The sequence below is a fragment of the Methylocystis silviterrae genome (assembly GCF_013350005.1).
Taxonomy (GTDB): Bacteria; Pseudomonadota; Alphaproteobacteria; order Rhizobiales; family Beijerinckiaceae; genus Methylocystis; species Methylocystis silviterrae.
Genome location: NZ_JABVWW010000045.1, coordinates 1 through 4,772, shown reverse-complemented (window position 1 = coordinate 4,772; position 4,772 = coordinate 1). Strand labels below are relative to the sequence as shown.

At 58.0% G+C, this 4,772-nt stretch carries 3 protein-coding genes; 2 read left to right on the top strand and 1 reads right to left on the bottom strand.

Going from position 1 to position 4,772, the window contains the following annotated elements; genetic code table 11:
* The first annotated feature begins 188 nt into the window (after positions 1-188).
* Both HUN39_RS18795 and HUN39_RS18790 read left to right on the top strand, forming a co-directional pair.
* Positions 189-1,379: an NADH-quinone oxidoreductase subunit D gene (locus tag HUN39_RS18795; protein ID WP_175095956.1), complete on the top strand. Its 1,191-nt coding sequence runs from the start codon at positions 189-191 to the stop codon at positions 1,377-1,379.
* Between the two features lie 100 nt (positions 1,380-1,479).
* The gene (locus HUN39_RS18790; RefSeq protein ID WP_175095955.1) at positions 1,480-2,856 is read left to right on the top strand and encodes an APC family permease; all 1,377 of its coding nucleotides are present in this window, start codon (positions 1,480-1,482) and stop codon (positions 2,854-2,856) included.
* A gap of 455 nt (positions 2,857-3,311) precedes the next feature.
* Here the strand turns inward: HUN39_RS18790 and HUN39_RS18785 are convergent, their stop codons facing one another.
* Entirely contained in the window at positions 3,312-4,340 is a 1,029-nt protein-coding gene (locus HUN39_RS18785; protein ID WP_232366227.1) for a cytochrome B6, read from the bottom strand.
* Positions 4,341-4,772 lie beyond the last annotated feature (432 nt).

Here is a 4,772-nt window from a genome sequence, read left to right as displayed (position 1 = left end):
CATTGGCGCTTCCTTTCGGAAGCTGTGAATCACGACATCGCGCCCAAGCCAACAACTTTATAGGTCCGAGCCCTAAGCACGCAGGCCGTGCGCGACAGCGGATTCAGTTTCTTCTACCGGATCGGCGCAATTGACGCGGAACACACGCCTCTAAGCAGCGTTGCTCCCCCAGAAATTCTGAGGCAGCCATGTTCCTTACTTCGGGACGCGACTTCACCGTGAACTTCGGGCCCGCGCACCCAGCGGCGCATGGCGTACTGCGGCTCATACTCGAGCTGGACGGAGAAGTGGTGACGCGGGTCGATCCACATGTCGGCTTTCTGCATCGGGGAACCGAAAAGCTGATCGAGAACAAGACCTACTTACAAGCGCTGCCCTATTTCGATCGATTGGACTATGTCGCGCCGATGAATCAAGAGCACGCCTTTTGTCTCGCTGCCGAAAGACTGCTCGAACTCGAGCTTCCGAGACGAGCGCAACTCATTCGCGTGCTCTTTTGTGAGATCGGTCGGCTTCTTTCTCATATGCTGAATATTACCACGCAAGCTTCAGACATCGGCGCACTCACTCCCAATTTGTGGGGTTTCGAAGAGCGTGAGAAATTGATGGCGTTCTATGAGCGCGCCTCAGGGGCGCGCATGCACGCCAATTATTTCCGCATTGGCGGCGTGCATCAGGATCTTCCCGGCAAGCTTCTTGATGACATTTATACCTTCTGTGATCCATTCTTGAAAGTCTGCGACGATCTCGAAGGTTTGCTTACTGATAATCGCATCTTTAAGCAGCGCAATGTCGATATCGGCGTCGTGACCCTCGATGACGCATGGCGCTTGGGCTTTTCCGGCGTGTTCGTCAGGAGCTGCGGCGCAGCGTGGGATCTGCGCAAGGCGCAACCTTACGAATGCTATCCTGAATTCGATTTCGGCATTCCAACCGGCAAACATGGTGATTGTTACGATCGCTACTGCGTGCGAATGGAGGAAATGCGACAGTCGACCCACATCATGAAGCAATGCCTCGACAAACTCGCCTCGAGCGCGGGCAGCGGGCCAATCGCAGTGAATGATCATAAAGTTACACCGCCGAAGCGCTCCGAAATGAAGCGCTCAATGGAAGCGATGATCGAGCAGTTCAAGCTCTACACGGAAGGGTTTCATGTGCCGGCTGGCGAAGTCTATGCGGCAGTCGAAGCGCCGAAAGGAGAGTTTGGCGTCTATCTTGTCTCCGACGGCTCAAACAAACCATACAGGTGCAAGATCAGAGCGCCCTCCTTCGCGCATCTTGCCGCCGCGGATTATCTGATGCGCGATCACATGCTGGCGGATGTGTCCGCCATCGTCGGCTCGCTCGACATTGTCTTTGGCGAAATCGATAGGTGAGACCAGCGATGACGAACAAGATTTGCGGGCTCAGCCACGGCGCCCAACATTCGGTCGTTAGTCGACGATTGTCTCAAGCCTTAGATGCTGATTGATCATTATGTTGAATGAAACTAGTCGGCGCTCGCGCGCGATCCAGCCGACGCTAAAACCGGCGATCGGTCCAAAGTTGCTGTTCTTCTTCGTTATCGGCGACGTTGTCGGCACCGGCATATATGCGCTCATGGGCAGCGTGGCCGAGCAGATCGGCGGCGCGCTATGGCTGCCATTTCTTGCGGCGTTCGCAGTCGCGTTCCTTACCGCGTTCAGCTATCTCGAATTGGTCGGCAAATATCCCCGCGCTGCCGGCGCGGCGCTATACGTCCAGCGGGCGTTTCATATTCCTTTCCTCACCTTCTTGGTAGCTTTCGCCGTGATGGGTTCGGGCATTACGTCAGCTGCGGCGGCGGCCCGCGCTTTCGGCGCTTACCTCCAGCCCTTTGTCCAATGGCCGGTCATGCCGGCGGCGGTCGGATTTCTCGTTGCACTAGGCCTGATCAACTTCCGAGGGGTGGCCGAATCGGTGAAGGTCAATATGGTGCTTACCGCCATTGAAATTTCTGGCCTCATGCTTGTCATTGCGATCGGCGGCTACGCGCTCGAAGCTGGCCAAGGCGATCCGAGCCGACTCTTAGAGATCGATACCGGAGACCAGAGCCTTCTGCTTTCGATCACGGCGGCCACCTCGCTAGCTTTTTTCGCCATGGTCGGATTCGAGGATTCGGTGAACATGGTCGAGGAATGCGAGGGCGGAGCGCGGATCTTCCCGCGCTCGTTGCTTTCCGGACTGGCCGCCGCGGCCGTGCTCTACGGGCTGGTCGCTCTCACCGCTTCGCTACTGGTCCCTGCCGAGACGCTTGCCACCGCGAAGTCCGGTGCGCTGCTGAAGGTGGTCGCCATCGGAGCCCCTGCCTTCCCGCTAAAATTCTTCGCCGGCATCGGCTTGCTCGCCGTGATCAACTCGGCGCTGATCAACCTGCTAATGGCCAGCCGGCTACTCTACGGCATGGCCCATGAAGGCATTCTGCCCCCTGTGTTCGCCACTGTGCATCCGTCCCGGCGCACGCCTTGGGTCTCAATCTTGTTCACCGCCGCGCTTGCTGTGGCGCTGGTCGTCGTCGTCGGCGATGATGGAGTGAAGAAGCTTGGCGGCACCACAGCGCTGCTCCTTCTGTGCGTCTTCACCGGAGTTAATATTGCCTGTCTGGCGCTACGCCGGGACAAGGTCGAACACACGCATTTTCGCGCGCCTCCCGGGACGCCGCTCCTGGGCGCGCTCTTGTGCGGCTATCTCGCCCTTCCGGTGCTTTCCGGTCGGCCGGCGAGCGACTACGCGGTCGCGGTCGGTCTGCTGGGTGTCGGCATGGCGCTGTGGGAGGTGAATCGACGATGGATCAATCGTAGCGCGATCAACGCAAAGACGATCAAGAAGAGCTGAGGGGCGACAAAAAGAGAGCAAAACTCTTGCACGCCCAGGGACTACCGTTCCCGCTATGCACCCAAATTCCTTCCGCTCGCGTCCATTCCCTGGTGATGCGGTCATTCATGCGCCGTTGCTAAATTCACCGGGGGTCGACTCTGCAAGAGAGATGTCGGCAGCCCGAGGCGCTATCAACCACCGATATTGAAACCGCGCTTGGATTGCGTTGTTCAAGCCGACGCGCCACTCCTCGGAGCAGCGTCGCGCATCAGTCAATTTAGCGGCGCCGAAATGAATGAATCGGGATTCATGTAATTAACCGCACTGTGACATTGCCGAAACAGCCCTCGAAGAATCACGCGCGACTGAACCGCATCCCTTGATCCGCGCCCCCATGCGAGGAAGCCAGTTGCTTCGCCGCGTTGCTGGAGTTCCCGTCGCGAACCATTCGCCGGTTCGCGACGGGAAAGGCGTTAGAGCGCGCGGAGGAATTGCACCAAGTCTTGTTTCTCCGTCGCCGTCAGTTTGGTTCCGATGACCAGGTTGAAGAACTCGACAGTATCCTCAAGGGTCAAAAGCCGGCCGTCATGGAAATAGGGTGGCGAGTCCTTTATGCCGCGCAACGGAAATGTCTTGATCGGTCCGTCGGCGGTGGCCAGCATGCCGTTGATCATCTCGGGCTTGTAAAAGCGCTCCACCTGCAGATTGTGCATGGTGTTATCGGTGTAGAAGGGCGGCGCATGGCATGCCGAGCATTGCCCTTTGCCGAAGAAGATTTCCTGCCCGCGTAGTTCGGCCGGCGTCGCTTTCGCCGGATCGAGTTTCCCGAGGACGTCCAGCTTAGGCGCCGGCGGGACATCGAACAGCTCCTGCACTTCAGCCATGAAGTGGATCTGGCTGCCGCGCTCCAGGATGTTGACGCCTTTCTTCGTAGCGATGACCGGATCGCCGTCGAAATATGCGCCGCGTTGCTCGAATTCGGTGAAGTCCTCCACCGATTTCATGACGCGTTGCGAGCCGAAGAGCCGCTGGACGTTCACGCCTCGAAGCGTAGGAGTATCGATTCGATGACGATTGGCCTGCGGACGGACATCGCCGGCAAGATGCGTTCCGCCGTTGGTGTGGCCATTCGCATGGCAATCGAGGCAGGCAACGCCACGACTCGGTTTCTCCGAGCGGCGATCCTCGGTCTGGTTGAACTGCTGCTGCGCGAACGGCGTCAGCAATAGACGCAGGCCTTCGAACTGTTTCGGGTTCAAGATGCCGTTGAAGAGCTCGTAAAAGTTGTCGATGGTGACCAGCTTTCCATGGGAAACGTCGCCAAGATCCGGACGAGTCGTTAGAAAGATCGGCGGCGGAAATTCCGGCAGAAAGTGATCGGGGATGTCGAAATCCAGGTCGAAGCGGGTGAGGTCGCGCCCTTCCTGCTTAACGAGCTCGTTGATTTCGAACTTTGGAAAGAGCATTCCGCCTTCGGGATGGTTTGGATGCGGCAGCGGCAAGAATCCCTTAGGGAATGCTTTCTTGTCGCGAATTTCCGCTGGACTCATCGACGCCAGCTGTTCCCAAGTCACGCCGGAGGGCAGCTTGATGCGAATGCCCTCCTGCAGGGGTTTGCCGCGCGACATCGTCGCGTCTTTGGCGGGCCGATTGCCGAGATCGTAACGCGCGTTGAGAAGATCGGCGTGCTTCTTCATGACGTCAGGTTTCGCCGCTTTCATTCGCGCCATGATCGATGCAAAAGATTCTTTGATGTCCACCGGCAGATAGCTGGTCGCTCCGCGCGGATCCTGTTGGGCGTAGGCTAGACTTAAGCTGCCGACGATGCTGGCCATCGCCAGCAATGCCCAAATCATTTTAGGGTCCAGACTCATAACCAATAGCTGATTGTCGCCGCGATGCAGACGGCTGCGAGAAAGTTAGTTGCGCTTCGA

Bases quoted from the DNA above. Each gene is read 5' to 3' on its own strand.
- HUN39_RS18795 (WP_175095956.1), top strand. From the start codon at position 189: ATGTTCCTTACTTCGGGACGCGACTTCACCGTGAACTTCGGGCCCGCG.
- HUN39_RS18790 (WP_175095955.1), top strand. From the start codon at position 1,480: ATGTTGAATGAAACTAGTCGGCGCTCGCGCGCGATCCAGCCGACGCTA.